A 25,565-nucleotide genomic window follows, 5' to 3' on the forward strand; every position below is an offset into this window, starting at 1 on the left:
GGTGAGAAAACACGCGACCCCTAAACGAGCAGCAGAGCCAACGCGACGGCGATGAAGACGATTTTCAGTGCCGTGTTGACCGCGATCACTTTCGAGCCGAACCGCGGGCCCCAGATCCCGTACTGAAACGGGATCGAGCGCTTGAACGTCGAGACCGCGAAGGAGACGATCCCGCCGAGGAGCATGGTCGCGACGGCGGTCCGCGGCGTGAACGTCGAGCCGATCATCGGCGCGATAGTCGCGGCCCCGGCGGTGGTGTCGAACGCGAATACCGCGATCACCGGCAGCGACGCCCCGGGGAGGCCGAGGAGTGCCGTCAGCGGGTCGGCGGCTCCCGTGAACGACTGGAGGTCCTGCGTCCGAACGAGGAGCGTGACGAGGACGTAGACGAAGGCGAGTCGCGGGACGATGCGCCGCAGTTTCGGCCACGTCTCCTCGGCGGCGGTGCGGACGGTCTCGGTCGCCCCCGCGGAGCCGCCGTCCGGCGCTCTCTCCGGACCCTCGCCGTCGCGCGCGTCGGTCGGGTTCGATCGGGGCTCCGCCGCCGGCGACGCGGGTTCCCGGGGCAGCAACACCGCGCCGGCGAGGACGCCGGTGACAGTGATCCCGAACGCGATAGCGGCGCGCGCGCCGACGTACAGCAGCCCGACTTCGAGGCCGAGAATCGGGATCAACACCGGCGCGTAGAAGGTGAAGATGTGCTGGACGAATCCGAAGAACGTGTTCATCGTGACCGCGACGAGCGTCTCGACGTCGTCGAGCCGTCCGGACTCCCGGAAGTCCGCGAGCATCCCGTAGCCCGCCGTCGTCGACGCCGCGGTCGTGACGATCGCGGCCCCCACCTCGTCTGGGAGGTTCGCCGGTCGAGTAAGGTACTTCGAGAGGTGGGCGATTCGCTCGACGAGGCCGAAGCCGACGGCGACGTTCGCGAGGAAGACGCCGACGCCGACGAGCGCGGATATGCGAACCACGCGCGGCGCTACCTCGACGAGGACGGGCCACACGGCGTCGAAGAGTGCCGTCGGCTGCACGGGCGGACGTGGACGCCGCGGCGACTAATCGGCGTCGGTTCGACCGGGCGTCACAGAAGCGCGAGCGAACGCGAAGATTCAGATAGGAGTTATCGTAGCGGTTGCAACCGATTGTGCATCCGATCGCACGCTGTTGGGCGATCGCGGCGCGAACACGTGCAACCGCAACGACAGTTCAGATCCACTTCGGTGAATCAGTCGACAGGAGGGCCTGCGCGTCGAGCGGACGTTCATACATCGCGGCTGTCAGACAACTCTCCGGGAGCATATCGAAAGGCTGCATATCAATGTGAGACCCGGTACCGGTACATAGTCGGATAGAGAGCTCTTAGCAGCGAATAATAGCCAATCTCGGAACATCCTATCCGATGTCTTACTCCGGGGTCGAATTACCGATAGAATACGAAACGTTGCATATCGGAACCGCGTTGTATGATCCAGAGGCGGGAGCGATTTTGGACGCGAACGAACGCTTGGAATCGCTGATAGGATACACTACCCGCGAGCTTCGGGATCTCTCGATAGAGACCTACTCGGCAAATACGTACTCGTTGTCCGAAACCGCGTTTGTTGACCACCTGAGAGCGAGTGCTGAGGGGACACCGCAACAATTCAGTTGGCGAATAAAACAGGCGGACGGCACCTTAATTTGGGTTCAGATTCACCTCACAGGGACGTCGTTTGACGGTCGGACGTACGTCTTAGCGGAGATACAGGATGTCACGGAGGATTACAATGCGCGCCACCGTGAGGAACTGTTCTGGCGGATTCTCCGACACAATCTGCGAAACAAGGCGAACGTGCTCACCGGCTATAGCGAGTACGCCGCGAGAACGGCCGAAACGGAGGACGTCGTCGAACCCGTGAGAAAGATACGATCGAATGCGATGGAACTCAGCAGACTCACGGAGTCGATTAATCAGATCCAGTACGCGGTCGAACAGACGGATTCACTCCGAATTACGAAGAGCGCCACGAACGTCGTGAAAAACGTGGTAAACGATGTTGCGGGGGACTATCCGAGTGCCGAAATATCACTGGAAGAACGGGAGCAGATGTGGGTCAGAGTCGATGACGCGTTCAGATACGCGCTTACCCACGCAGTAGAGAACGCAATCGTTCATAGCGAAGCGGAAACGCCTGCTGTGACGGTTTCCATCGGCCCGTCTCCGAACACGGGGCGCGTTGAAATTCGCATTACGGATCGAAACGCGCCGATTGCTGACGCTGAAATTGAGAGTGTATTCACTCGCAGCAACGTGACAACCACGTCTCACGGATCCGGCGTCGGGCTGTTCGTAATGAAGTGGTGTATCGAATCGCTCGGCGGCGAGCTCACGTTCAAGAGAAACGACTCAGGCGGAAACACGGTGTATTTTTACCTGCCGCCAGAGGAGGGCGCCGGGACGTATAGTAGCGCTTGCAACTGAATGCCCATTCGATCGCACGCAGTCGTGCGATCAGATGCGTGAAGACAAACGCTACGATAGCTCGCCGTCACAGCACCACCTGCACCGTCAGAAACAGCACCACGACGCCGAGCACGTCGCAGGTGTTGGTGACGGCCGGGATGACCACGTCGTCGGGGTCCAGTCGGAACCGGTAGGCGACGTACGTCGCCGCGAGTGTCACCGCGATCACGAGGACGGCGAGCGCGATCCCGGAGACGACCGAAATCGTGACGACGGTCGTGAGCGCCAACCGAACGCCGCTCACGAGCGCGGTGAGTCCCCACGCGCCGACCCCGACGATCGGGAAGATCGACAGCGCGAGCGCGAACGTCGCGAGCGCGTTGCCCGCGAGGTGCTCGTCGGCGGGATCGAACGAGAGCGTGCCGAGATGAAACGACGTCGAGAGCCGCGCGGCGAGGATGCTCCCGAGATTGCCCGCCGTCCCGATCGTCACGGGAACGAGCGCGAGAAGCGTCGGGTACTGAAGCAGTTGCGCCTCGAACCGCCCGAGCACCAGCCCGCTGCCGACCTCGACGAGCGTCAGAACGAGCAGCACCGGGAGCATTGCGCGCGTGATCGCTCGGACGGTCCACTCGGTGGGCACTCAGATCACCCCCGCGACGAACAGGACGAGCCTGACCGCGACGAGCAGAAAGAGCATCCCGAAGAGGTCCCCGGTGGTCGTCACGAGCGGTCCGACGAGCGTGTCGGGGTCGCGCCCGCGGCGGTAGCCGGCGAAGACGGCCGTCACCACGACGCCCGCGAGCACGACGCCCGAGAGAACCCCGGAGACGAGCGCGGTCGCGACGAGCACTGGCAGCGGCGCGACCGGGTCACCGAGCACCGTAAGCACGGAAAACACCGCGACAGCCGCGAACGACGACGCGAGGAGGCCGTTGGCGAGCGCGGCCGCGACCGCCGCGCGGAGGCGCTCGTCGCCCCCGCGGATCCGCGGCTCGACGAGCCCCTGATGGAGGGCGGTCGAGATGCGCGCGCCGAGCGAGCCGTAGACATTGCCACGCGTCGCCAGCAATGCCGGGACGAGAACGAGCAGCCCCGGTACGTCGCGGATCTCTGCGCGCATCCCGCTGAGAACGATCCCCGCGAGGAGGCCGCCGACGAGGCTCGCGGCGAGTGCTGGGAGCGCCTCGCGGTAGGCCTCGCGAGCCACGTCCCGGACAGTCATACGACTGTCGACGACCGCGGGGGTGAAAAATCGGACGTGTTGCGGACGTCGGGGGCTGCGTTAGTCGCCGAACGGGCCGAGGCCGCCGCCACCGCCGCCCAGACCGCCCATTCCGCCGCCACCGCCCTGGTTCTGGAGCTTCTTCATCATCCGCTGCATGTCGCCGTCGCCCATCCCCTGGAACTGCTGGATCGTCTGCTCCATCATCTTGTGCTGCTGGAGCAGTTCCTGGACGGTCTCCTCGTCGGTCCCGGAGCCGCGGGCGATGCGCCGGACGCGCGAGGCGCCGATCGACCGGGGGTTCTCCAGTTCGTCCTCGGTCATCGAGTCCATAATCACGTCGAAGTCGCGCATCCGGTCCTGCGTGACGTCCATCGCGTTGTCGGGGAGTTGGTCCATGAAGCCGCCGCCGAGACCCGGGATCATATCGAGGACCTGATCGAGCGGTCCCATCCGGTTCATCGCCTCCATCTGCTTTTGCATGTCCTTGAGGGTGAAGGGCCCCTCCATGATGTCTTCGGGCTCCCAGTCGTCGTCCTCGTCGCCGGTCTCGGCCATCGCCCGCTCGACGCGCTCTGAGAGCTGCTTGAGATCTCCCATCCCGAGCAGCCGGGAGATGAAGCCGTTGGGCTCGAAGCGCTCGATGTCCTTGACGGTCTCGCCCGTCCCGAGGAACGCGATCGAGGAGCCGGTCTCGTTGACGGCCGTCAGCGCGCCGCCGCCCTTCGCCGTCCCGTCGAGTTTGGTGACGACGACGCCGCCGATGCCGATGGCGTCGTCGAACTCGCGGGCCTGCTCTTTGGCGCCCTGTCCGATCGCGGCGTCCAAGACGAGCAGCGAGCGATCGGGGTCGACGACGCGCTCGATCTCTTCGATCTCGGCGATGAGATCGTCTTCGAGCGCGTGCCGACCGGCGGTATCGACGATGTGGACGTCGGCGTCCGCGGTCGCTTCCAAGCCGTCGCGGGCGATCTTGACGGGATCCGACTCGTCGGGATCGCCGTAGAACTCGACCTCCGCGCGCTCGCACATCTGCTCGGCCTGGTCGTACGCGCCGGGTCGGAAGGTGTCCGTCTGGATGACGGCCGGGCGCAGCCCCTTCTTCGAGAACCACCACGCCATCTTCGCGGCGCTCGTGGTCTTCCCCGAGCCCTGCAGGCCCGCGAGGAGGATGGTCTGCGGTTCCAGCGGGAGCTCGGTCGATTCGCCGACGAGCGAAACGAGCTCCTCGTAGACGATCTTGAGAACGTGGTCCCGCGCGGGCGTTCCGGCGGGGGGTTCCTCCTCGGTCGCGCGTTCTTTGATTGACGAGGAGAGCTCCATCACGAGGCTCACCTCGACGTCCGCAGAGAGCAGCGAGCGCTGGATCTCCTTGACTATCTCCTCGACGTCCTCCTCGTCGAGGCGGGACTTCCCCTGCAGTTTGTCGAGACTGCCGCGGAGGGAACTCCCGAGATTATCGAGTACCATTACTCCGCTCTAGGCCGCCACGCGGGTAAAGGCTTTTTCTGCGGGGCGGACGGCTTCGCCCCCCGACAGGACGCGGCGCGGCGACCTACTCCTCGTCGCCGACCAACCGCGCGACCATCCGTTCGGGGTCGAACCGCTCGAGGTCGTCGTAGCCCTGCCCGATCCCGAGAAAGAGGATCGGCTTGCCCGTGACGTACGCGATGGAGATGGCCGCGCCGCCGTTGGAGTCGGCGTCGGCCTTCGTGAGGACCGCCCCGTCGATCTCGGCGGCGTCGTTGAACGTCTTCGCGCGCTCGACGGCGTCCTGCCCGGCGACGGCCTCGTCGACGAACAGCGTCATATCGGGGTCGACCACGCGGTCGATCTTCTCCAGTTGGGCCATCAGGTCGTTGGAGGTGTGGAGCCGCCCCGCCGTGTCCCCGAGGACGACGTCGATGTCGTGCGCCTCGGCGTACTCGACCGCGTCGTAGAGCACCGCCGCGGGGTCGCCGCCCTGCTCGTGGGTGATGAGCTTCGTCCCGAGGTTATCGGCGTGTTTCTGCAGTTGCTCGTTCGCGCCGGCGCGGTAGGTGTCGCCGTTCGCGAGAACGACCGACAGCCCGCGCTCCTCGAAGTACCGGGACAGCTTCGCGATGCTCGTCGTCTTCCCGACGCCGTTGACGCCGGTGAAGACGATGGTGACCGGCTTTTCTGCCGATCGGACCCGCTCGTCGAAGTCGAACTGGCCGACGCTTATGACCTCATAGAGCGCGTCGTGCAGCGCGGTCTCGACGAGCTGGCCGGTCGTTTCGACCTGCGCCCGCGTCTCGCCGACCATCTTCTCGCGGATCGTCTCGAGGATCTCCTCTGCGACGTTCATCTCGACGTCGCTCTCTAAGAGCGCCATCTCAAGCTGCCAGAGGGGGTCTTCGAGGTCCTCCTCCTCGATGATCACCTTCCCGGTGGCGAACGCCGCCGCGCGCTTGAGCCGCCCGGGGCCCTCGCCGTCGTCGGGGTCCTCGCGAAGCGCGGCCGCGGCCTCGTCGGACGCGAGCGAGGCCGGTTCCTCGTCTCCCGCCGCGGAATCCGCCGCTGCCGGCTCGCCAGAGTCGACACCGGCGCCCGTCCGGTCGGCCTCGTCGGTCGCGGCCGCCGTCCCGGGTTCGCCGGGCTGTGTGTCCTGTGTGTCCCGCGCGTCAGCCGGTTCGGCTTGGGCCGTCGCTGCCGCGGACGCGTCCGTCTCGGCCGCGGCGTTGTCGCTCGTCTCGGCCGCGGCGTTGTCGCTCGTCTCGGCCGCGGCGCCGTCGCTCGTCTCGGCCGCGGACGCCACGGAATCGTCGAGGTCGGCGTCGGTCGCTGCGTTCTCTTCGGCCGTCTCCTCGACGTCTTCGCGGAAACTTGTGAGCTTCTTCTTCAGTCCGTCAAACATAGTGTCTGCCGCTAATTCCGTGATTGCTGCGCTATCGGGAGCGTCGTCGACAGCCGGGTTACTCGCCCTCGCCTTCCTGCATCTGCTGCATCTGCTGCATCTGCTGTTGCTGCATCTGCTGTTGCATCTGCTGGGCCTGTTGTTCGAGTTCCGCGCTCTCGGATTCGAGGTCGGCGATGTCCTCGCGGACCTCGGCGATGCGGTCGTCGAGGGCGTCGCGCTTGGCGTTCAGCGCGTCGACGGCGTCGTCGGCCGCCTGTTCGGCCGCGAAGTTGCCGCCGAGACCGACGATGATCTCGTCGATGTCCTGAATCTCCGCGCGGACGTACGCGCCGCCGCCGAGCGGGACCTGCACGGTCGAGCCGGTCTCGAGCGTCCCGATCGCCTCGATCGCCTCGTCGATCTCCGATTGCTCCGTCTGGAGGTCCTCGACGTCGGATTCGAGCGCCTCGATCTCCCCGTCGATCGCCTGCAGTTCCTGTGAGAGCTGCTGGAGTTGCTGCTGACCGCCGCCCATCATGCCGCGGACACCTCTTCTGCGACCTCGCCGATCTCGATCCGGTTTCGCTTCAGCCCGTGCTGGCTTCCGATGTTCGTGTACACGCGCTCGCGGGCGACGTTCTCGTTCGGTGCTTCGACGACCGTGTTGAACTCGCTGAACCCGTCGCGGCTCTGGAACCGGCCGCTCACTGCGTATTGACTCATACCAGATGATTTCCGAGCGAGCGGGAAGTATCTTCCTACTCGGAACCCCACAATCGGCCAGAGTCACGGCGCGAGAACGGAGTCCAAGCGCACGCGCGCCACGACGGCAACGGACGCAGTGGCGGCGAACGAAGCGGTGAGAGCGTCGACCGGCGCGGTAGCGGCGAACGCGACAGGAGCGACGGAACGTGACAGAAGCGGCGAACGCGACAGGATCGACGGAACGTGACAGGAGCGGCGAACGCGACAGAAGCGGCGAACGCGACAGGAGCGACGAACGGGGAGAGTGAAGCCGTCGTGAATCTCCGAGGAGAACGGGATCGGTCAGTCGGTCACTCGAGGTACCCGAGGGCGTCCTCGATCCGACTCAGCTCAGGTCCAGTCGTCTCCTCGCCGGCGACGTAGCCGGTTTCGTTGGCGACGAGGCCGGATCCGACGAGCGGTGCGCCGTAGTTGACGGTGCCGATGTCGGCGCGAACGTCGAGGTGCACCTCGAGCGCCTCGAGTTCGGGTTCGCGCGATTTCGGGTGACAGAGGACGCCATCGTTGGTCGCGACGGCCGCCGTGCCGACGGTCTGGACGTCCGCGAGTCCCCCGCGCTCGACCGGGACGCCGAGGGCCGCTTCGACGGCCTCGACGGCCGTATCGGAGAGCTCGGGGTGGACGTACGCGCCGTAGTCGTTCGCGAGAACGACGTTGCCCGCGGCGTTGATATTGCCCGGGAGCTCCGATACAGGGACCCCCGCGGCCGACTCGATCGCCTCCTTCTCGCGCTCTGTCGCCCGGCTCGTCACGAGAATCCCGTTCTCGTTGCCGGTCGCGAGCGCGCCGACGGTCCCGGAGCCGCCGACGGTCGTCGCGACGGCTTGGACGCCGAGCTCGTCGGTCATCGCGTCGACGACGTCCTCCTCGGCGTCCGACCGAACGACGAGCACGTCGTCCGTCGCGCGGGCGAACACGCCGACGTACGGAGAGCCGGCGAAGGAGGCGCGAAACACGTTACTCTGCCGGCTCCGCCTCGACGATGGACTCGCCGTCCTCGTCGAATCGGGCGGCGCGCACGCGGAGCTTGCTCGGCGGCTGCTGGCGGCCGCGCGCCCACACCGTCTCGTTGAGCGAGGAGTCCAGCCGGACGGCCTCCTCCTCGACCTTGAAGTGTTTCGCGAGGTGCTCGCGGATCAGGGACATCGCTCGCCCCGCGCGCTCGTGGGCGGGGACCGCGTTGACGTCCCGAAGCGGTACCGTGATGACGCGTTCCTCGAAGTCGCTGGCGCTCATCGTTACTCGTCCGTGTCACTCCGCCGCCAGTTGCGGCGCTTGGGGTTGCGCGTGACTTCCATGTCCGTCTTCATCATCACCCAAGCCGGAACGCGCGTGTTCTGGCGCTCCAGTTTGGCCAGGCGCTTCTTTTTGGCCTTCGACTTCTTGCTCATAGTGCTCGCTACTTTCCCCGGACCGCATAAAATCTTGTTCCTTCGGGCCCGCGCCAGTGCGAGCGCCTCACACGCCGATAGAACCGCGTTGTCGATCTCGACGGCGGCATCCAGATCACACCGCTCGCAGCGCGCGCTCCTCGGGTCAGATCCACAGGCGGGAGTGAACCATAGCGGCGGATCGGCTACGAGCTGCCGCAACGCCGCTAGAGGCCGAACGACGCGACGGTCTCGTACTCCGGTCCGTCGCTCCGCAGCGTGCTCTCGGTCAGGTTGATCCGATCGACGTGGAACGCGCCGAGGTCCGGGTCGCCCTCGCGGACGACGCGCCGGACGAGGCTCTTCCCGCGAGCGTCGTCCATCCGAGCGAGCGTGACGTGCGGCGTGAACGCGTGATCGTCACCCTCGAAGCCGAGCGCGGTCAGCTCTCGCGCGACAGCCTCGTGGAGCCGCGTCGTCTCCGCGGCGCCCGCGCGCTCGCGGACGCCCGCCCACACCACGCTGACGTAGTCGAGAGAGGGGAAGACGCCGAACCCGCCGACGCGGAGGTCGAAGGGGTCGACGCCGGCGTCGTCGACCGCGCGTGTCAGCGCCGCCTCGATGTCCTCGAGCCGCTCGGGGTCGACATCGCCGATGAAAAACAGCGTCAGGTGCGCCTGCGCGGGATCGACGAAACGCAGGCCCGCGGCGTCCACAAAACGCTCCTGCGCGTCCGCGACGGCGTCCGCGAGCCGATCCGGGAGGTCGATGCTGACGAAGAGCCGCATACGCGGTCGTACGCGACCGGGAGGTATTACCTCTGTGGCGCATCCCCGAACGGCCGCTACTGCTGTGACGCAGTGCTTAACCGTCCCGACACCCAACCGCGGGGTATGACTGACGGCGAGCGAACCGACCACGAGTTCTCCTCGGGACAGGGCTTCGGGGAGGACTACGACGAGTTCTCTCTGGACCCGCCGGAGCTGAAAGTGGACCCGACGAAGGTCGATCCCGTCGACACCCGCGTCGTGACGGACGAACTCGACAGGCGGAACATCGCGTCCGACCGAGTAGACGTCGACCAGCTCGTCGACGTGGGGCTCTCGTACATGCAGATCAACCGCTTCGAGGCGGCGACGGAGACGTTCGAGCGCGCGGCGCGCTTCGCCGACGAGGACTCCATCGAGGCCCAAGAGGCGTGGGTGAACAAGGGCGCCGCGCACGCCGAACTGGAGGAGTGGGACGAGGCCATCGGCTCGTACCGCGAGGCCCTCCGCGTCGACGACGACTCAGAGCACGCCGCGTCCGCCGAGACCAATCTGGCGTACGCGCTCTGGAACGCCGGCGAGATCGAGGCGGCGCTGCACCACGCCGAACGCGCCGTCGAGATCGACCCGCGCTTCCCGCAGGCGTGGTACAACCGCGGCTTCTTCCTCAGCGAGCGCGGCCTGAACGAGGACGCCGTCAACGCCTTCGACAACGCGATCCGCCTCGGAATGCGGACCGCCGACGTCCTCGAGGAGAAGGCGGCCGCGCTCGAAGAGCTCGGCGAGGACGAGGAGGCCGAGGCGGTCCAAGAGCAGGCCGAAGAGCTGCGCCAACAGCACGAACAGGAGCTGCTGAACCAACAGCAGCAAGCGAAACAGCAGCCCCGGTGATGTTACTCCGCGAACGACAGACCGCCGAGGGACTGCTCGTCTCCGTCTGCGACCCCGAGTGTCTGGGCGAGACCTACGCCGAGGGCGATGTCTCCCTGGAAGTCACGGAGGCGTTCTACGGCGGCGAGGAGGCCGAAACGGCCGGCGAGGAGGCGGTCGTCGATAGCCTCACCCGCGCCAGCGTCGCCAACATCGTCGGCGAGCGCGCCGTCTCCGTGGCCGTCGAGGCGGGCATCATCGACGAGGAGCGCGTGCTCTCGGTCGACGGGACGTTACACGCGCAGTTGCTGTGGATGTAATCCCACCTTTTTGCTGACTCGGGTGCGCCTCCGGCGCACCACTCGTTGCAAAAAGCTGGACCAAAAAGACGCCGCTCGCTCGGCCGTCGGCCTCGCTCGCGGGAGAATATCCTCGAGGGAGGAAGTGCCATCCTAGAGATGGAGGGTAGTCTTCCGTATCGATACGACAGATTAGCTACAATAGACGGTGCTTGCAGAGCGGGCAGTTAATCACGCTTCCTGAAAGCACGCCCTCGTAACCACCACCCGTTTCGTTTCCCTGCCCAGACCGAAGCCGTGTTAGTGCTGCGGCCGCTATCGGTCCCCAATGAGAACGCAGGAACAGTACCCGGTCGACGTCGCCTCGATACGAGAGGACTTCCCGATCCTCGACCGGAAGGTCGGCGGCGACATCGAGTCGCCGGGTGAGGGCCCCGACGACGACACCCCGCTGGTCTATCTCGACAACGCGGCGACGACGCAGACGCCGAAGCCCGTCGTCGACTCGATCGTCGAGTACTACTACGACTACAACTCCAACGTCCACCGCGGGATCCACCACCTGAGTCAGGAGGCCTCCGTCGCCTACGAGAACGCTCACGACCGCGTCGCGGAGTTCATCGGCGCGAACGGGCGCGAGGAGATCGTCTTCACGAAGAACACGACCGAGTCGCTGAACCTCGTCGCCTACGCGTGGGGACTCGCCGAACTCGGCCCCGGAGACACGGTCGTCCTGACGGAGATGGAACACCACGCCTCGCTCGTCACGTGGCAGCAGATCGCAAAGCGGACGGGCGCGAGCGTCGAGTACATCCGAGTCGACGACGAGGGGCGGCTCGATATGGACCACGCCGCCGAGTTGATCGACGACTCGACGGCGATGGTCTCGACCGTCCACGTCTCGAACACGCTCGGGACGGTCGCTCCCGTCGCCGAGCTCGCCGATCTGGCGCACGACCACGGCGCGTACGTCTTCGTCGACGGCGCACAGTCGGTCCCGACGCGACCGGTCGACGTCGAGGCGATCGACGCCGACTTCTTCGCGTTCTCCGGGCACAAGATGCTCGGCCCGACCGGCATCGGCGTGCTCTACGGGAAAGAACACATCCTCGAGGAGATGCAGCCGTACCTCTACGGCGGCGAGATGATACGGAGCGTGACCTACGAGGACTCGACGTGGGAGGACCTCCCGTGGAAGTACGAGGCCGGCACGCCCGTCATCGCGCAGGGGATCGCACTCAGCGCCGCGATCGACTACCTCGACGAGATCGGGATGGACCGCGTCCAGGCCCACGAGGAACTGCTCGCCGAGTACGCCTACGACCGGTTGTCAGAATTCGACGACATCGAGATCTACGGCCCGCCGGGCGACGAGCGCGGCGGTCTCGTCGCGTTCAACCTCGAAAGCGTCCACGCGCACGACCTCTCGAGTATCCTCAACGACCACGGCGTGGCGATCCGCGCTGGCGATCACTGCACGCAGCCGCTGCACGACAAACTCGGCGTGCCCGCGTCCACCCGCGCGTCGTTCTACATCTACAATACGACCGACGAGATCGACGCGCTCGTCGACGCCATCGACGACGCCAGACAGCTGTTCGCCTGATCGCTCGGAGTCCGGCGTCGGCTCCGCGCCCGCCCGAAACGCTTTGTGGCTGACACCCGACTCACCGGCACCGATGTCCACTGTCGTTCGGTTTCTCGTCGACACGACCGTGCGAACGATCAACGAGTTCGCGGCCGGGATCCAGACGGCCGCCCCGAAGCTCCTCACTGGCGTCGTCTTTCTCTTATTAGCGTACGTCGGGATCCGGCTGGTGACCGGCGTGTTTCGCCGCACGCTCGGAGCGATCTATCCCGACGAACAGGGGCTCATCGTGGATCTCGGGGTGACTGTCGCCGCGGTATTCCTGTGGTTCGGGGCCGCGCTGACGCTTCTCGAAATACTCGGGATGGGCGAGATCGCGGCGAGTCTCGGCACCGCCGCGGGGTTCGTCGCGCTCGGCGTCTCCTATGCGCTCTCGAACATGATCGCCGACACCGTCGCGGGCGTGTACCTGCTTCGCGACCCGGATTTCAATCCCGGCGACGAGGTGAAGTCCGACCCGGTCACGGGCGTCGTGACCGCCATCGAACTGCGGAAGACGCGGTTCCGCGACGGGGAGGGGCGCACCGTCGTCGTCGCCAACCGCGACGTCGAAAAGAAGTGGACGAGACTGGCGGGAGTCGACGACGCCAGCGACGACCCGGTTTCGGACGTCACCGACGGCGGCGAGGGGTAAACGCTCGGAGAAGAGCGGTTCCCCTCGGTTACGATCGGCTTACCGAGGTCCGCGGATCTCGTCGATATCCGGTCCCGTCGGCGACGCCGCACCGAACGCCTCGGCGCCGCTCAACCGGGTTGGGACCGCCATCGCGCCCATCGTCGGTTCGGGGAACCCCAGCGGTTCCGCTTCCGGACGAGGTAACGCTCACATCCGCCTGCGCCTGAAGGCGGTGAAATCCCGATGGGTAAGGTCGGACATCGACGGATCCATCCTGCCTATAGTAGCGTTTGCAAGTCTGTACACACTCGACCGCACGACGTCGTGCGGTCGGCTGGGCAATCAGTCGCAAACGCTACTATAAAGCCGCAGGGAGTCTCCTTGAGTCTGCATAACAAAGACCGGACTGGCCCACCGGTCGCTATGAACGTCACCGAGGCCAGCGAACTGGCCGCGGACGTGCTGGAGGAGGTGTCGAACGCCGTCATCGTCGACGAGTCGGTGTTGCGGACGGTTCTCACCGGCGTCGTCTCCCGCGGTCACGTCCTCTTGGAGGACGTCCCCGGGACCGGAAAGACGCTGACGGCGCGGAGTTTCTCGACGGCCCTCGGGCTCTCGTTCAGCCGGATCCAGTTCACGCCCGACCTCCTCCCGAGCGACGTGACGGGCACGTACGTCTTCAACGAGCGGACCCGCGAGTTCGAGTTCAACGACGGACCGCTCTCTGCGAACGTGGTCCTCGCCGACGAGATCAACCGGGCGTCGCCGAAGACGCAGGCGGCGCTCCTTGAGGCGATGGAGGAGCGACAGGTCACGATCGACGGCACGACACACGGACTCCCGGACCCGTTCTTCGTCATCGCGACGCAGAACCCGATCGAGGGGAGCGAGGGCACGTTCCCGCTTCCCGAGGCGCAGAAGGACCGCTTCCTGGTGAAGAGCAGCCTCGGCTATCCCGACGCGGCCGGCGAGCGCCGGCTGCTCGACCGACGCGAGGCCCGCGATCGACCGACGCCGACGGCAGCGCGCGTCCTCGACCGCGACGAGATGCGGGCAATACAGCAGGTGCCGGAGCGCGTGCGCGTCCACGACGACCTCAAAGAGTACGTCGTCGAACTCGTTCGAGCGACCCGAACGGAGCCCCGCGTCGACGTCGGCGTCTCCCCGCGCGGGTGTCAGCGGCTCTTCGAGGTCGCCCGCACTCGGGCGGCGCTGGCCGGGCGCGAGTACGTCACGCCGGACGACATCAAGGCCGTCGCCGAGCCCGCGCTGTCACACCGGCTCGTCCTGACGGCGGACGCCACGATCGACAGGGTCGACGAGCGAGCGGTGGTACGGTCGGTCGTCGAGAGCGTGCCCGTCCCGAGCGTCGGTCGCAGGGGGACGAGTGCGACGTCGGAGATCTGAGCGCGATACCGAAGACCCGAGTACGACAGCGGGGCACCGAGTGCGGCTCCAGAGCCCCGAAGTCGACGTCGAGGGGCTCGTCTGAGCGACGCGACCGCAGCGAACGACAGTCGTGGCGATCGTTTTCGACGTCTGCTCACCCTCGCATCGCCGCGACGAGGAGCAACAGTGCGACGAACAGCAGCGTGAACGACGCGAGCGACAGGCCCGTCGCGGCCGCGTCGCGGACGGCGAGGACCGCGACCACGCCGGCGAGACCGACAGCCACGCTCCCGGCGATGTGCACCGCTTCCAGCCGCCGAGTGACGGCGTCCCTGCCGAGCTGTCGTCCGACGCCGACGGCGTTCTCCGCGGCGCTCCAAGCGACGATCGTCGCCGCGGCGGCGACGAGCATCGGCGCGTCGTCGATCGCCAAGAAGAGTCCCGAGAGGACGACCGAGAGGAAGACACCGCCGGCCCCCAGTTTGATCAGGGTGCGCGAGCCGTCGCCCCGGACCGGGAGCAGGCCCGCCGCGAGAAGCGGGAGTCCGAGAAGGCCCGGGAGCACTCGGAGCGCGAAGCTGAGCGGCGGGCGCTCCGCGACGAAGACGGCTATCGCGGCGACCGCGGCGCAACCGCCCCCGACCGCGAACGCGATGCCCCAGTTCCGACGGCCGCGCCGATACAGCGTTCCGCCGGCGGCCACACCTACCAGTCCGGTGCCCTGGACGGCGAGCGCAGTCGGTACGACGTCGCCGTCGCCGAGCGCGAGGACGACACCGGCGGCCAGCGCGATCGCTACCGCCGCGCCGGGAACGGTCGGACGCAGGTTCGCCCGCCGGACGGTCACGGCTTCGACACCTCCGCGGCGTCAGCGACCGCCGCCGCGAGCGGGCGGTCGGGCGACCAGTCGACGACCGGGACGCCGATCCGGCGGAGTTCTCGGACGCGCTCTGTGCGCTCTACGGCCGCGAGCGTTCGACCGACGCTCCCGGGTTCGGTGACGTCGGGCGAGATCACGCTCGGCGGTCGGCCTTCGGCCTCGAACCGTCGGACGAATTCGACGATCTCGTTGTCGAGAAGCGGCGTGAACACGAGCGGTTGGGCGTCCGTCGGGAGTCGTGAGCGGATCGTGGCGGCCCGGTCGCTCAGGCTGGGTCCGTCGTCTGGCGGACGAGAACCGAACGCGGCGTGCGTCGCGAGAAGGCGCCGCGCGCGCACCCGGTGTGCGCGGCCGGTGCCGGGCGCAATCCAGGGCGCGTCGCGGCCGAGGCCGGCGATCCCGACCCGGTTACGTTCGTCGAGCGCCGACTCGAGCAGTTCCCGCGCCGCGGCGACGCCGTAGTCCACCGCGTGGGGTTCGTCCGCCCGCCCGCGGTAGGCGGCCGGTCGCGCGTCGATCACGATGACGACCGTCGCCGCCCGTTCGACGCGGTACTCGACGGTGGTCAGGTCGCCGGTCTGCGCGTACCGGTTCCAGTCGATCCGATTGACGGGATCGCCCGGGCGGTACGCGCGGGTCTGATAGAACTCGGTCCCGCTGCCGCCCTGCTCGGAGGCGATCCGCCCCGCGCCGCCGACCGCTCGCGATCGGAGCGGCGCCCGCGGGACGCCCGACGGGCACTCGATCGTCGTCTCCGCGGCGACTTCCGTCTCGACCTCGTGAGCACCGCTGAGGTTCCGCACCACCGCGGTCGCGGGGTCGAAGCGGTGCTGTCCGCGCCTGGCCTCGACGACGTAGGAGAACGACGCGCTGCGCCCGGGCAGGAGCGCGGTCCCGTGCCGCGGCGAGCCCTCGACGACGGACAGCGCGGACGGCGTCCCGTCGACGAGACGGAGGTCGAAGAGCGGCCGCTCCCCCGCGTTCCACACGGTCGTCGTCACCTCGACGCGGTCGCCGTGATCCGGGTTCTCCTCGCTGACGCGCCGCTCCAGCCGCAGTCGCGGTCGCGGCGGCGACGACACGAACGGGTAGGCGGCGACGACGACGCCGAGCGCGGCGACGAGGAGCAGCGACGGTCGTTTCCCGAGCAGGCCGATCCCGCCCGCCCCGAGGGTGAGAACGAGGATCCCGCGCCAGCGGTCCGTGGGGTACGCGTCCGTCATTGGTCACTCCCGACGGCGTATCGTTCGTTCTCCACGCTGCGGCGGCCGCCTTCGGGTTCTCGGCGGCCGGAAGCCGTTCCTCTCTGGTCGATTCCGACCTCGCGGCGGTCGCTGCGGGGTCGGCGACTGTCGTCCTCGGAACCGCGCCGTTCGCCGCTCTGTTCGCGGCGTCCGATTCCGCGCTCGCGACGTTCCTCGAGCGCGTCGAGCGTGCGACGGGCGGCGAACCGGAGCCAGCCCCCTCCTCGCCGAAGCGCGGCCGCCCTGTCGGCGAGCGGCGGCGGCTCGGACGACGCGCTGAGGAAGGCCGCCGCGATCGGATCGTCCGTCCAGGTTCCCTCGGCGACACGGCGCTCGGCCTCCGCTCTGCTACAGCCCGCCTTCGCGGCGATCGTCCGGACGGCGACCCCTCGGAGCCGTCGCCGGACGGACTCGCGGACGCTGGAGCCGAGGAGCGGCACGCGCCCTCGCCACCCGGACAGCTTCCGGTCGAAGTCCTCTCCCGGCACCGAGACGGGCGTCGAGCGCTCCACCTCCGGCATCGTCGCCTGTCGCGGACGCCCGGCTCCCGAGGCGAACGCCCACGTCCCCAGCGCCAGCGCGACGCCGCCGAGACCCGCGGCGAGGAGGTAGTCGCTCCCGAGCGCGGTCTCCGCCGTCGCCACCGCGGCCTCCAGCGGACCGACGGCGAAACCGCCGAAGGCGGCGACGAGACCGATCAGACCGGCGACGGCCAGTCCGACACGGACGGCGTCGATCTCCTCGGGTTCGGCCGTGTCCGTCTCCTCGGTCGAAGCGGTGTTCGTCTCTCCGGCCGCGACGGGGTCGGCCCCCTTCGTGGCGTCCGCCTCGGTCGCGACGTCCGCCCCGTCGGTCGCGACGGCGTCGCTCATTCGCCCGCCTCCCGCGATCTGGACCGGCGCAGACAGCGGCGAGCCCGTTCCACGCGGTCGTCGGTGACTGGGGCCTCGGCGTAGCGTACCTCCTCGAACAGCGTCACGAGCTCCCGCACTGCGTCCCCGTCGAAACCGGCGCGGGTCAGCATTTCGACGCACTCGCGCGGCGTCGCGCTCGGCTCCGGATCGACCCCGGACCGGGAGAGCAGCTCCAGCCACGCCCGTTCGACCTGATTGCTCGGCGAGCGGAAGGCCGGGGGCGGCGCGGCGTCCGCGGTCGTTCCGCCCTCGGTCGACAGAAGCCGCTCGAGTCGGGTTTCGAGCCACGCGAGGAGTCGGTCGCGCCTGTGAACGACTAGGATCACTGCGACGAGCAACAGCAGCGCCGGGAGCGCCGCTCGCAGCGCCCCGAGAAGTGCCAGCAGGAGGTCGTAGAGCATCGCCAGCAGCCCTTGGTCGGGTAATCCCGGGACGTTCCCTTCCTCGTTCTGGGACCGATCGACGCCGGTCGGTCCCGACTGCTCCGAGCGAGGGTCGACCGAGCTCGCCGCCGATTCGTCCGTCTCCGAGCCGTCGGCCCGACGCTGATTCCGGTTTTCGTCTCCGCTTCCGTCCTCGGACCGGCTCTGGTCGCTCGGGTCGCCATCCTGGGCTTTCTGGCCCGACTGGTAGGCCTCCTTCAGTTCGGAGGCCTCCTCTACCGACAGCGGGAGCGACGCGAAGTCCGGATTGATCGCGTCGTCCGGCGTGCCGGAGACGGTCGACTCCAGCGACGCGGACATACTCGTCAGGATCAACAGACAGCAGGCGACGACCACGAGCGCGAACGCGCGTTGGCGCCTCATGCTGTGCTCCGGTCGCTGATACGTGGGTCGTTCTCGAGCGCGCGGACGCTCCGCTCGCCCGCGATCGGACGGCCACCGCGCCCGCCGACTGCCCGGCCTCCGCATCGTCGGTCGAAAGCGACGTCGTCCGCGTCCGAGGCGGCGCCGGCGGACTCCGGATCGAACCTGCTCCTCGCCACCCGTAATCCCGGCGACACGGTAGTCGACGCAGCGCGTACCATCTGGCGCGCATACGGATACGGCGGACGTTGTTATGCGCTCGTTATTCGCAGCGCGGGGCAACGCGACGTGACTCGATTCGCCGACGGAGAGCCGGGGGTGGTTGATAATCTCATCCTACATCCGGAAGGCGGCAGGAGACGGACGTCGCGGCGGAACCCTTTTGCGCGGCACTCTCGTACCGATGACAACGATGGGACTCGGCTCGGATATGTATCGGCAGCAGATCCTGGATCACTACAAGAACCCCCGGAACAAGGGTGAGATGTCCGATCCGGACTTCTCTCACACCGGGGAGAACCCCTCCTGCGGGGACACGATCACGGTGAACGTCCGCCTCGAAGACGACGGGGAGACCATCGAGTACGTGACGTTCACGGGCGACGGCTGTGCGATCAGTCAGGCTTCCGCGAGCATGCTCTCCGAAAAGCTCCGGGGGCTGACGCTGTCGGAACTCGACGCGATGGACACCGACGACGTGACGGAGATGCTCGGCGTCGACATCTCGCCGATGCGGATCAAATGCGCCGTCCTCGCCCGCCAGGTGGCGCAGGACGGCGCGAAGATCCACGAGGGCGACGTCGAGATCGAAGAGACGACGACTGAGGACTGACCACCGCGTGAGGACGGTGCCAGTTGTGGTACCGGAGTTTATACAGATTAGGCGAGAAAACCCACGACTTCAGTCGTGGGAGGATGTCACCAATTGGCGGTATCCCGGCGGCTGGACGAAAGCCGGCATCATCGGTGGCGTCGCGTGGATCACCGCTCTCATCGTGCTCTGCGTCGTGAACTCTGTCCTCCGACTCGGCGTCGGGGCGTTCGGAGTTCCGGGGGCATAGACGCCCAGCGGAGTCGTGGAACGAGCAACTGGCCTCCTCAGAGTTTCTCGGCGTCTTTCGCTTGGTCGCTCCGACGGCGCGCCTGATCGAGGCGGTTGCTCGTGGCTCGGGTCAGGCTCCCCGGGAGCGAGCCTGTTGCCTCTTCGAGTCTGGTTGCGACGCGGTCCAACCGTTCGATCACCGTGTCGAGGCGCTGGTCGGCCTGTCCCCGCGCCCCGGCGTCGGCCGCCTCAGCCGCACGTCGCGAAGCTTCCGCGACCGCGTCTAAAGCGTTCGTGAGCCCCGTTATCGCGTTCTCGCGGCCGCCACCGTCACTGCTCCGGTCGTCGTCACCGTCGTCGCTTTCCGCGGCGGCCGCCACCTGGTCGCGGGTCTCCGCCGCGACGTCTGCGACATATTCGGCAAGCGGCGCCTTCCCGGTCCGCGGATTGTCTACACGCACGCGCGCTTCGTCGCCGGGGTTGACGCGGAACGCGCCGACCTCGTCGTCGCCGTCTCTGACTTCCGTCGTGTACGCCCCGCCGCTGTGGACGTAGACGGCGTCCGGACCAGAGAGCGGCGCGTCGTATAGACGCCCCGCGAAGTCGTCCTCGACTGCGAGACCGCGCAAGTCGCTGTCGGCCTCGCTCGGATCGATCTCCATCTTCACGGCGTGCTTGCGGGCGACGACGGGGATTTCGCCCTCGACGCCGGCCGGCGTCACCGCATCGTCCTCACCGACAGTCACGGTTTCCGAATGGGGTGCGACGCCCGCGCCGTTGATCGTCAGCTCGTGATCGCCGGCCGGGACGTCCCTGACGACGGCGATCCCGTTGAACGTCGGGACGGCCTCGGGATCGCTCCGGAGCAGCGCGAACATCTCCAGCGGCGAAGAGACGGTCGTTAGTCCCTCGTCGTCCGGAGCGTCCTCGTCGGTGACGGCGTTCGTCACGCCGGCGACGACCTGGCCGACAGGAGACGGCGCGCCGATGGCGTCGTAGCGGTCGGCCAGCGCCTGCCGGTGTTTCGGCTCGCTGATGTCGGAGGCGGGGTTCTCATAGCGCGGATCCTTCCACGGGACGCCCGCAGTCGTGATGTGGCCCGCAACGGCGTCCTCTGCGAACTCCGGCACGGAGAACTCGAAGCTCAACTGCGGCCCGATGAAGTCGTCGATATGTTCGAGCTCGCTGCTCGGGTGCAGGTCGTACCGCACGTCGGTCTCCCCGTCCTGCGCGTCTCGGTAATCGAACCGGTAGCCGGTCTCCCGTTCCGGGAGGTCCGGCGGTGATTGCAGCTCGTCGAACGAGCGAACCGTCAGTGCTTCCGGAATAAGGTTCGAGGCGTCCACAGACGGCAGGCGGTCGTGCTCGTAGAACGGTTCCCCGTCGAGTTCGGGAACCGCGTACGGGAGCGCAAACCCCTCGTCCCGCGGAAGGCCGTACGCCAGCGGGATGCCCGCGACAGCGTCGATGCCGTCGATAACGCTATTGGTGATGTCGGCGACGCCCCCTCCGAGCGGGAGTCGTTGGAAGCGTTCGGCGTCGTCGTTCACCGAGAGGCCGCTCGAGTGCGATCCGAGCTCGGAGAGGATCCGCGGTCTGGTGCGCTCGGGGTCGAGGAACTCGTTGTTCGGGACCGTCCGTGAGTGCGAACTCGCGACGTGGAGTTGTGGTTCCTCAGTATCGGTGTCCACGAACACGTGCAGGACCTCCCAGTCGTGCCAGTGGAAGTTCGCCGTGAACTGATCGAACACCGAGTAGAACCAGAACTGGACGACCGCCAGCGGTGACTCCTCGTACTCCACAACGTTGTAGAAGCCGGTCGGTGCGGGCGGGTCGTCGGCACCGCCCTGATCGACGTAGCCGTTGAGAGCATCGAAGCCGTCGACGACGGTTTCGCCGTCGAGTTCGCTCTCGAACGCTCGGGGGTCCGTCGGAAACCACCGCTCGTTTCTGTCGAAGTACAGCGTCGGTGCGAACTGTTCGGCGAGCGCCTGCGCACGGTTATCGCCGACGGTCGACGCCTCCCCATCGTCGCGGGTATCCAACGCTGAACAGCCGGCAAGCGCCGCAGTCCCGCCTCCGGCAAGGGAAGCGAGCAGTGTCCGCCGATCGATGGGGACAGGGTTCTCAACTGGCATACGCTACCTCTCTCGTCTCATCGGATAATAGGAGGGCATCGAGCTGATCGTTGGGAGAGACTCCATTCCACGGGAACGAACGGTTCACCGCCGACGAACGGCCGAAGGCCGTGATGTCGGCCGCCTTTTCCCCCTAGGGTTTTGCGCCGAGCGGTGCGCCGCAGGCGCACCCGAGGCGGAAAAAGGAGGGTCCGTTACTCGGGCTTCAGGCCGCCGTCCTGCACCCGCATAATACCCTCGCCGTCGGCGAGGTTGGGGGCGTCGACGAGGCGGACGATCCGCTTGTCGCCCTTCGACTTCCGGAGGTAGATGCGGAACGTCGAGGTGTGACCGAGGATGTTGCCGCCGATCGGCTGGGTGGGGTCGCCGAAGTACGAATCGGGGTTGGAGGCCACCTGATTCGTGACCAACACGGCGGTGTTGTAGAGGTCGCCGATCCGCATCAGGTCGTGGAGGTGCTTGTTGAGCTTCTGCTGGCGGTCGGCGAGTTGGCCCCGGCCGACGTACTCCGCGCGGAAGTGAGCGGTGAGCGAGTCGACACAGAGCAGGCGAACGGGGAACTCCGCGTCCTCGTTGTCGCGGGCGATCTCCTTGGCTTTCTCCGCCAGCAGGATCTGGTGATTGGAGTTGAACGCCTTCGCGACGTGAATGTGGTCGAGGAAGCTGTTGAGCAGCGCGTTCATCGTGTCATCGTCGCCGGGCGATCCCTCGATCTCGCGGCGCTCTAAGAGGTCGGCGATGATCTCGTCGTCGAGGCCGCGGACCATGTCGTCGATCCGCTCCGGGCGGAAGGTGTCCTCGGAGTCGATGAAGATACAGGAGCCCTCGAGCCCGCCGTGCTCGTGGGGGAGCTGTACGTTGACCGCCATCTGGTGTGTCACCTGCGACTTGCCGGCGCCGAACTCGCCGTAGACCTCGGTGATCGACTGCGTCTCGATACCGCCGCCGAGCAGGTCGTCGACCTCGGGGATCAGCCACGAGAGCTTGCCGATCTCCTCGCGCCGTTCGAGAACCGCCGCGCCGGTCTCGAAGCCGCCGATGTCAGCGGAGTCCCGCGCGGCGTTGATGATGTCGGCCGCGGTCGACTCGCCGACGTCGGCGGTGTTCGACATCTCGCCGGGGCTCGCGACGGCGATCGCCTGATAGCTCTCGAACCCCGCTTCGACGAGTTTGTCTGCGGTCGCGGGACCCACACCGGGGAGACTCTCGAGATCGTCTTCTGGCATCGTATCTCCTCCTGTGCCCCACTCGCACATAAACCCTCGTTAACACCACGGTGTAAGTGAAACCGCTCGACTGAGCGGACAGTCGAGCACCCACCAGACAAGAGTTCAAACCGGAAGGCGCGGGCTACGCGCCGCCGTCGTCGCGGAGTATCGCCGCCACGTCGGCGCTCACGGACGGCACCGCGCGGCACGTCTCGGCGACGACGACGTACCCGGCGGCCTCCCGTTCGACGAAATCGACCCGGGTCTCGCCTTCGTACTCGGAGAGCCGGTCGTCGATCCAGCGGAGTTCGCGGGCGAATCGGGGGAGAACCGCGTCGACGACGAGCCGATTTCGGCCCGCCTCGCGAGCGGCGCTGATCGCGTCGACGGCGTCTGCACGGAGCTCAGAGACGTCTTCTACTTCTTCGACCGCGACGTCGTCGCCATCTTCGATTCGTTCGCGGAGCGCCTCGAACGCGCGGAGGTATACGAGCGTTTCCGCTGCGGTGGGCGTAGCACCCGCGAGCGACGGCGGGTCCCGCTCGTCGCCGCGGTCTTTGGTACGCCACCGTGCGTCCCGGAGGACATCGTCGAGGGCGATCACGCCCGCGGTCCGTCCGACGTCTCGGTCCACGAGCGACGTCGGGTCCTCGGTCTCGTCAGGGAGTGACTCGGCGCGCGTTCGAATGCGTTCGTCGAAGGCGTCCCGCGCGGCTGCGAACCGCTCGCGCAAGTGCTCCGCCCGCGTGAGATTCCCCCGGAACCGATCGAAATAGTACGACGCGACCGCCACGGAGGTCCGCGCGCGTTCGATGTCGACGGCGATGTCGGCGAAATCGAGCGGCTGCTCCGCCGCGTATTCGAGTTCGCGCTCCCTGAGCGACAGCCAGTTCCGCGCTGCACGGATCTCGCGCTCGATCTCCGCGTGAACGACCGCTGCCCGCACCGGGTCGTCGCCGACGTACTCCCATCGGGACGCGAGCGCGTCGACGTCGGAGGAGACATCCGACCGGGACTCGCGGAGGTCGTCGATAGTTGCGTTCCCCTCGATCGCGCCCCAGGCTGTCAGTACCTCGTGGGCGCCCGTTCTGGCGCGTGTCGCGCGCCCGAGGCGTTCGTAGGCCGTCCCGGCCTCAGAGGACTCGCGGATTGCCCCGCGTGCGGCCTCGTACTCACCGTTTATCCGCTCGCGGATCACCCCGTTCGGAATCTGTGTTTCGGCGAAGGGCGCGGGCACCGAATCGAGTTTCGCCTGAGCGACCTCGCGCTGTTCGGCGACGAATGCGGTTCCGATGTCGACCGGAAGCGTCTCGGAGACCTCGGGTGCCTCGTCGTCGGCGAGGGCGGCGACCGCGTCGCCGTCGATCGTCGCCGGCCCCGATCCGGGCAGCTGATCGAGACACCCGGACAGAGACGCGAACCCGAGCGCTCCGGAGAGCCCGAGCAGCTCCCGGCGGCCGATCTGTCCGTCCTGTCGGCAGTCCGGAGGCGTTCGGGTCACGACTGTCCCCCCTCCTCGGTCGCCATCGGTTCACCAGTCGGCGTCCGACACCGACCGCCGCCGCTGGATCCGTAGCTCCGGACCGAATCAGGGTTCAACGCGGCCGGAATACGGATCAGGTTCGTCACGAAATCGTCGGAATCGGCCTCACAGGCGACGTCGGCGTCGCGGAGAATCCGCGCGTAATCAGTCTCGATTTCGGTGTCGGTCCAGCGGATCCAGCACAACCGCCGTTCGTAGCACTCGCCGACAACGTGTCCCTCGATATACACCGACTCCGACTCGAAGTCGGTCTCCGCGAGGAGCGAGCGGGCGCCGTCGGCGCCGTCGACGTCCGCGAACGCGAGCGAGTCGGCCCGCTCGGCGTCGGCGACGAGGTCGTGTTGCCAGCGGTCGAACCGCGGGGTTCCCTCGGAGTCGGCTCCCGACTCATCCGTCTCCGAGCCCGGGTCTCGAACGATCGGCGCTTTCTCCGCGTTCCTGAGGCTCACGTGCGTCGGGTCGGTCAGGGCGTCTTCTGGCGGGTCGGCGTCAGGCCCCGACCGGGCGGTGCTCGAAGCGGAGCCGCTTCCGCCGCAGCCCGCGAGCGCGGAGACGCCGAGAAGCGTCCCCATCGATTGGAGGAGGCGCCGCCTACTCGGCGAGGGAGTGTTGGAGGGCATCGCACGGATCTATTCGACAGGGGGGTAAATAGCCACGGGACCGGCGGCTTCCGGTGGCGGCGAGGACCTATATACGATCGGGCAGCCAGACGTGGCGTGCGCTAGAAACCGTCCCGCGTCGAGCCGCGGTTGCTCGGCACGTCGACGCGGGCGCCGATATCCGAATCGGTTAGCGGGGGGCCGGATTCGGGGAGAAACCGTCGTGCCGACTGTTCGCCACGCCGCACCTGACAGGCCGTCTCAGTCCGGGTGTCCGTCTCACTCCCACGGGTGACCGCCGTCGCGGTCGGGCCACATCGGATACCAGTAGGACTCGTCGTCCTCCAGTCCCAACTCGCCGTCGAGCACCGACTCCAGCTTGAACTCCAGCCGCTGGTTCCGCTCCTTGCCGGGCTGTGGGGCGAAGGGATAGTACGCGCCACGTCGGAACGAGTAGATCCAGTACGCGCTGTCGGCGCCATCGCTCCCATCGTCACCAGCGCGCTCGAATCCGAACACCGCCGCGAGGATCCGCGAGCCATAGCCCCGTTCGATGAACTCGTCGGCCGCGAAATGGATACTGGTCACCAAGTCCTCGGGGTCGTCGTCGCGGAGGACGACCCACTCCCAGCCGTGGCTGTCCTCGCGGATGTCGAAGGCCGTTCCGGTCTCCTCCTCGCCGGCGCGGAGGATCGCTTCCACGTCCCCGACGGTCTCGGCGAAGTCGGTGCTGTCGACGCCGGAGAAACAGAGCGCTGCGGCCCCGACGGAGCGGAAGCCGAGATCGGCCTCCATCGTGACGTAGGCGGTGCTCATCCCGAAGAGGTCCTCGGGGTCGGCGTCGCGCGTCGCGTCCGCCTCGGCGTTCGTCCCGAGAACGGTTCTGAGGGTGTCCAACAGCCCCATCTACCGCAGTCGCCTCCGTTCGAGCGCCGGATA

Annotated in this window: 27 protein-coding genes; 7 read left to right on the forward strand and 20 right to left on the reverse strand. The window is 67.4% G+C overall.

What is annotated here, in order from left to right; translation table 11 throughout:
* Window positions 1-20: 20 nt before the first annotated feature.
* Window positions 21-1,031: a nucleoside recognition protein gene (locus tag ACT3HL_RS11220; RefSeq protein WP_445086922.1), complete on the reverse strand. Its 1,011-nt coding sequence runs from the start codon at window positions 1,029-1,031 to the stop codon at window positions 21-23.
* A 368-nt stretch (window positions 1,032-1,399) separates the two neighbouring features.
* On the opposite strand from ACT3HL_RS11220, the gene ACT3HL_RS11225 reads away from it, so the two are divergent.
* A complete protein-coding gene (locus tag ACT3HL_RS11225; protein ID WP_445086923.1) occupies window positions 1,400-2,461 on the forward strand; it encodes an ATP-binding protein in 1,062 nt (353 codons plus the stop codon).
* A 67-nt stretch (window positions 2,462-2,528) separates the two neighbouring features.
* Here ACT3HL_RS11225 and ACT3HL_RS11230 read toward each other — a convergent pair whose 3' ends face one another.
* The 10 genes from ACT3HL_RS11230 to thpR form a co-directional block, all read right to left on the reverse strand.
* Complete coding sequence (locus tag ACT3HL_RS11230) at window positions 2,529-3,086, reverse strand: magnesium transporter (RefSeq protein ID WP_445086924.1); 558 nt, start codon at window positions 3,084-3,086, stop codon at window positions 2,529-2,531.
* Window positions 3,087-3,668, reverse strand: coding sequence for a magnesium transporter (locus tag ACT3HL_RS11235; protein ID WP_445086925.1), 582 nt, complete (start codon window positions 3,666-3,668; stop codon window positions 3,087-3,089). It abuts the gene before it with no gap.
* Window positions 3,669-3,728: 60 nt separating this feature from the next.
* Window positions 3,729-5,138, reverse strand: a complete 1,410-nt coding sequence (locus ACT3HL_RS11240) for a signal recognition particle receptor subunit alpha (RefSeq protein WP_445086926.1) — start codon at window positions 5,136-5,138, stop codon at window positions 3,729-3,731.
* An 85-nt stretch (window positions 5,139-5,223) separates the two neighbouring features.
* Window positions 5,224-6,546 carry a signal recognition particle-docking protein FtsY gene (gene ftsY, locus ACT3HL_RS11245; RefSeq protein WP_445086927.1) on the reverse strand — a complete coding sequence of 441 codons (1,323 nt, stop codon included), beginning with the start codon at window positions 6,544-6,546 and terminating at the stop codon, window positions 5,224-5,226.
* Window positions 6,547-6,604: 58 nt separating this feature from the next.
* Window positions 6,605-7,063, reverse strand: coding sequence for a prefoldin subunit alpha (pfdA, locus tag ACT3HL_RS11250; RefSeq protein ID WP_445086928.1), 459 nt, complete (start codon window positions 7,061-7,063; stop codon window positions 6,605-6,607).
* Window positions 7,063-7,251, reverse strand: coding sequence for a 50S ribosomal protein L18Ae (rpl18a, locus tag ACT3HL_RS11255; RefSeq protein ID WP_445086929.1), 189 nt, complete (start codon window positions 7,249-7,251; stop codon window positions 7,063-7,065). Before rpl18a ends, pfdA begins: the two co-directional genes overlap by 1 nt.
* A gap of 332 nt (window positions 7,252-7,583) precedes the next feature.
* Complete coding sequence (locus ACT3HL_RS11260; protein ID WP_445086930.1) at window positions 7,584-8,249, reverse strand: translation initiation factor IF-6; 666 nt, start codon at window positions 8,247-8,249, stop codon at window positions 7,584-7,586.
* Window position 8,250: 1 nt separating this feature from the next.
* Window positions 8,251-8,529 carry a 50S ribosomal protein L31e gene (locus ACT3HL_RS11265; RefSeq protein ID WP_445086931.1) on the reverse strand — a complete coding sequence of 93 codons (279 nt, stop codon included), beginning with the start codon at window positions 8,527-8,529 and terminating at the stop codon, window positions 8,251-8,253.
* A gap of 2 nt (window positions 8,530-8,531) precedes the next feature.
* Entirely contained in the window at window positions 8,532-8,684 is a 153-nt protein-coding gene (locus tag ACT3HL_RS11270; protein WP_049985609.1) for a 50S ribosomal protein L39e, read from the reverse strand.
* 206 nt (window positions 8,685-8,890) lie between these two features.
* Window positions 8,891-9,451, reverse strand: a complete 561-nt coding sequence (gene thpR, locus ACT3HL_RS11275; RefSeq protein ID WP_445086932.1) for an RNA 2',3'-cyclic phosphodiesterase — start codon at window positions 9,449-9,451, stop codon at window positions 8,891-8,893.
* A 105-nt stretch (window positions 9,452-9,556) separates the two neighbouring features.
* Between thpR and ACT3HL_RS11280 the strand changes: the two genes are divergently transcribed.
* The 5 genes from ACT3HL_RS11280 (at window position 9,557) to ACT3HL_RS11300 (ending at window position 14,270) form a co-directional block, all read left to right on the forward strand.
* Entirely contained in the window at window positions 9,557-10,321 is a 765-nt protein-coding gene (locus ACT3HL_RS11280; RefSeq protein ID WP_445086933.1) for a tetratricopeptide repeat protein, read from the forward strand.
* The gene (locus ACT3HL_RS11285; RefSeq protein WP_445086934.1) at window positions 10,321-10,620 is read left to right on the forward strand and encodes a DUF424 family protein; all 300 of its coding nucleotides are present in this window, start codon (window positions 10,321-10,323) and stop codon (window positions 10,618-10,620) included. Before ACT3HL_RS11280 ends, ACT3HL_RS11285 begins: the two co-directional genes overlap by 1 nt.
* A 307-nt stretch (window positions 10,621-10,927) precedes the next feature.
* Window positions 10,928-12,205, forward strand: a complete 1,278-nt coding sequence (gene sufS / locus ACT3HL_RS11290) for a bifunctional cysteine desulfurase/selenocysteine lyase SufS (protein ID WP_445086935.1) — start codon at window positions 10,928-10,930, stop codon at window positions 12,203-12,205.
* A 73-nt stretch (window positions 12,206-12,278) separates the two neighbouring features.
* Window positions 12,279-12,881 carry a mechanosensitive ion channel domain-containing protein gene (locus tag ACT3HL_RS11295; RefSeq protein WP_445086936.1) on the forward strand — a complete coding sequence of 201 codons (603 nt, stop codon included), beginning with the start codon at window positions 12,279-12,281 and terminating at the stop codon, window positions 12,879-12,881.
* A 405-nt stretch (window positions 12,882-13,286) separates the two neighbouring features.
* On the forward strand, window positions 13,287-14,270 hold the full coding sequence (locus ACT3HL_RS11300; RefSeq protein ID WP_445086937.1) for an AAA family ATPase: 984 nt from the start codon (window positions 13,287-13,289) through the stop codon (window positions 14,268-14,270).
* Window positions 14,271-14,406: 136 nt separating this feature from the next.
* Here ACT3HL_RS11300 and ACT3HL_RS11305 read toward each other — a convergent pair whose 3' ends face one another.
* Genes ACT3HL_RS11305 through ACT3HL_RS11320 form a run of 4 tightly spaced genes read right to left on the reverse strand, consistent with a single transcriptional unit; the run spans window position 14,407 to window position 18,096 of the window.
* Window positions 14,407-15,099 carry a DUF7519 family protein gene (locus tag ACT3HL_RS11305; protein ID WP_445086938.1) on the reverse strand — a complete coding sequence of 231 codons (693 nt, stop codon included), beginning with the start codon at window positions 15,097-15,099 and terminating at the stop codon, window positions 14,407-14,409.
* Window positions 15,096-16,355, reverse strand: a complete 1,260-nt coding sequence (locus tag ACT3HL_RS11310) for a DUF58 domain-containing protein (RefSeq protein ID WP_445086939.1) — start codon at window positions 16,353-16,355, stop codon at window positions 15,096-15,098. Before ACT3HL_RS11310 ends, ACT3HL_RS11305 begins: the two co-directional genes overlap by 4 nt.
* Window positions 16,352-17,248, reverse strand: a complete 897-nt coding sequence (locus ACT3HL_RS11315) for a DUF7269 family protein (RefSeq protein WP_445086940.1) — start codon at window positions 17,246-17,248, stop codon at window positions 16,352-16,354. Before ACT3HL_RS11315 ends, ACT3HL_RS11310 begins: the two co-directional genes overlap by 4 nt.
* Complete coding sequence (locus tag ACT3HL_RS11320; protein WP_445086941.1) at window positions 17,245-18,096, reverse strand: DUF4129 domain-containing protein; 852 nt, start codon at window positions 18,094-18,096, stop codon at window positions 17,245-17,247. Before ACT3HL_RS11320 ends, ACT3HL_RS11315 begins: the two co-directional genes overlap by 4 nt.
* Before the next feature lie 412 nt (window positions 18,097-18,508).
* On the opposite strand from ACT3HL_RS11320, the gene sufU reads away from it, so the two are divergent.
* Window positions 18,509-18,928: a Fe-S cluster assembly sulfur transfer protein SufU gene (gene sufU / locus ACT3HL_RS11325; protein ID WP_445086942.1), complete on the forward strand. Its 420-nt coding sequence runs from the start codon at window positions 18,509-18,511 to the stop codon at window positions 18,926-18,928.
* Between the two features lie 266 nt (window positions 18,929-19,194).
* Here the strand turns inward: sufU and ACT3HL_RS11330 are convergent, their stop codons facing one another.
* The 5 genes from ACT3HL_RS11330 to pspAB all read right to left on the reverse strand — a co-directional run bounded on the left by ACT3HL_RS11330 (window position 19,195) and on the right by pspAB (window position 25,532).
* Window positions 19,195-21,276, reverse strand: a complete 2,082-nt coding sequence (locus ACT3HL_RS11330; protein WP_445086943.1) for a hypothetical protein — start codon at window positions 21,274-21,276, stop codon at window positions 19,195-19,197.
* Window positions 21,277-21,470: 194 nt separating this feature from the next.
* On the reverse strand, window positions 21,471-22,502 hold the full coding sequence (gene radA, locus ACT3HL_RS11335) for a DNA repair and recombination protein RadA (protein ID WP_445086944.1): 1,032 nt from the start codon (window positions 22,500-22,502) through the stop codon (window positions 21,471-21,473).
* A 124-nt stretch (window positions 22,503-22,626) separates the two neighbouring features.
* Window positions 22,627-23,985 carry a hypothetical protein gene (locus ACT3HL_RS11340; protein ID WP_445086945.1) on the reverse strand — a complete coding sequence of 453 codons (1,359 nt, stop codon included), beginning with the start codon at window positions 23,983-23,985 and terminating at the stop codon, window positions 22,627-22,629.
* Window positions 23,982-24,647 carry a hypothetical protein gene (locus tag ACT3HL_RS11345; protein ID WP_445086946.1) on the reverse strand — a complete coding sequence of 222 codons (666 nt, stop codon included), beginning with the start codon at window positions 24,645-24,647 and terminating at the stop codon, window positions 23,982-23,984. The genes ACT3HL_RS11340 and ACT3HL_RS11345 overlap by 4 nt, the downstream gene beginning before the upstream one ends.
* A gap of 258 nt (window positions 24,648-24,905) precedes the next feature.
* Complete coding sequence (gene pspAB / locus ACT3HL_RS11350) at window positions 24,906-25,532, reverse strand: PspA-associated protein PspAB (RefSeq protein WP_445086947.1); 627 nt, start codon at window positions 25,530-25,532, stop codon at window positions 24,906-24,908.
* Window positions 25,533-25,565 lie beyond the last annotated feature (33 nt).

The organism is Halobellus sp. GM3 (assembly GCF_052545375.1).

What these genes read in the sequence shown, in the direction of transcription:
- ACT3HL_RS11225 (WP_445086923.1), top strand. Translation starts at nt 1,400, where the DNA reads ATGTCTTACTCCGGGGTCGAATTACCGATAGAATACGAAACGTTGCAT.
- ACT3HL_RS11235 (WP_445086925.1), bottom strand. Translation starts at nt 3,668, where the DNA reads ATGACTGTCCGGGACGTGGCTCGCGAGGCCTACCGCGAGGCGCTCCCA.
- ACT3HL_RS11240 (WP_445086926.1), bottom strand. Translation starts at nt 5,138, where the DNA reads ATGGTACTCGATAATCTCGGGAGTTCCCTCCGCGGCAGTCTCGACAAA.
- ftsY (WP_445086927.1), bottom strand. Translation starts at nt 6,546, where the DNA reads ATGTTTGACGGACTGAAGAAGAAGCTCACAAGTTTCCGCGAAGACGTC.
- pfdA (WP_445086928.1), bottom strand. Translation starts at nt 7,063, where the DNA reads ATGGGCGGCGGTCAGCAGCAACTCCAGCAGCTCTCACAGGAACTGCAG.
- rpl18a (WP_445086929.1), bottom strand. Translation starts at nt 7,251, where the DNA reads ATGAGTCAATACGCAGTGAGCGGCCGGTTCCAGAGCCGCGACGGGTTC.
- ACT3HL_RS11265 (WP_445086931.1), bottom strand. Translation starts at nt 8,529, where the DNA reads ATGAGCGCCAGCGACTTCGAGGAACGCGTCATCACGGTACCGCTTCGG.
- ACT3HL_RS11270 (WP_049985609.1), bottom strand. Translation starts at nt 8,684, where the DNA reads ATGAGCAAGAAGTCGAAGGCCAAAAAGAAGCGCCTGGCCAAACTGGAG.
- thpR (WP_445086932.1), bottom strand. Translation starts at nt 9,451, where the DNA reads ATGCGGCTCTTCGTCAGCATCGACCTCCCGGATCGGCTCGCGGACGCC.
- ACT3HL_RS11280 (WP_445086933.1), top strand. Translation starts at nt 9,557, where the DNA reads ATGACTGACGGCGAGCGAACCGACCACGAGTTCTCCTCGGGACAGGGC.
- ACT3HL_RS11285 (WP_445086934.1), top strand. Translation starts at nt 10,321, where the DNA reads ATGTTACTCCGCGAACGACAGACCGCCGAGGGACTGCTCGTCTCCGTC.
- sufS (WP_445086935.1), top strand. Translation starts at nt 10,928, where the DNA reads ATGAGAACGCAGGAACAGTACCCGGTCGACGTCGCCTCGATACGAGAG.
- ACT3HL_RS11295 (WP_445086936.1), top strand. Translation starts at nt 12,279, where the DNA reads ATGTCCACTGTCGTTCGGTTTCTCGTCGACACGACCGTGCGAACGATC.
- ACT3HL_RS11300 (WP_445086937.1), top strand. Translation starts at nt 13,287, where the DNA reads ATGAACGTCACCGAGGCCAGCGAACTGGCCGCGGACGTGCTGGAGGAG.
- ACT3HL_RS11310 (WP_445086939.1), bottom strand. Translation starts at nt 16,355, where the DNA reads ATGACGGACGCGTACCCCACGGACCGCTGGCGCGGGATCCTCGTTCTC.
- ACT3HL_RS11315 (WP_445086940.1), bottom strand. Translation starts at nt 17,248, where the DNA reads ATGAGCGACGCCGTCGCGACCGACGGGGCGGACGTCGCGACCGAGGCG.
- ACT3HL_RS11320 (WP_445086941.1), bottom strand. Translation starts at nt 18,096, where the DNA reads ATGAGGCGCCAACGCGCGTTCGCGCTCGTGGTCGTCGCCTGCTGTCTG.
- sufU (WP_445086942.1), top strand. Translation starts at nt 18,509, where the DNA reads ATGGGACTCGGCTCGGATATGTATCGGCAGCAGATCCTGGATCACTAC.
- ACT3HL_RS11330 (WP_445086943.1), bottom strand. Translation starts at nt 21,276, where the DNA reads ATGCCAGTTGAGAACCCTGTCCCCATCGATCGGCGGACACTGCTCGCT.
- radA (WP_445086944.1), bottom strand. Translation starts at nt 22,502, where the DNA reads ATGCCAGAAGACGATCTCGAGAGTCTCCCCGGTGTGGGTCCCGCGACC.
- ACT3HL_RS11345 (WP_445086946.1), bottom strand. Translation starts at nt 24,647, where the DNA reads ATGCCCTCCAACACTCCCTCGCCGAGTAGGCGGCGCCTCCTCCAATCG.
- pspAB (WP_445086947.1), bottom strand. Translation starts at nt 25,532, where the DNA reads ATGGGGCTGTTGGACACCCTCAGAACCGTTCTCGGGACGAACGCCGAG.